At 61.7% G+C, this 405-nt stretch carries 1 pseudogene; it reads right to left on the reverse strand.

What is annotated here, in order from left to right:
- Positions 1-405, reverse strand: a pseudogene (locus tag A3730_RS31500) (hypothetical protein); the annotation flags it as partial.

Consider the following 405-nt stretch of genomic DNA (forward strand, 5'->3'; position numbering starts at 1 on the left):
CTCAATACGCTGCATGCCCCCTTCCACCGGCCAGGTGGTTAGCTGATGGCCATCCAGACGGCCCGCCAGCTCCAGTTTCAACATGCCACCATCCAGTAGATACGCCCGCTTTATGCGTTTGCCGGTCACCTGCTCCTGGGCCACCCCCATATCCGTCAGGCTGTCTGGCCAGGTGCCACCGGACAGATAGTATTCCGTCATATGCATGCGCAAGGCATTGACCGTGCTGAAGGTCTGGGCCAGTTCGGAACGATCCCGGCTGCTGCTGAATAACTCCCAGGTTTTCGGGTCAATCCCAGGCGGCGGCGCATCCCTGGGTTCACTGGGTGATGCCGGGGTTTCAGGAATGGCGACACGCCGGGCAAGGGCATCGATGTCCCCTTCGTAGCGGGCGCGCAGGGAGCA

Source organism: Alcanivorax sp. HI0044, assembly GCF_001634945.1.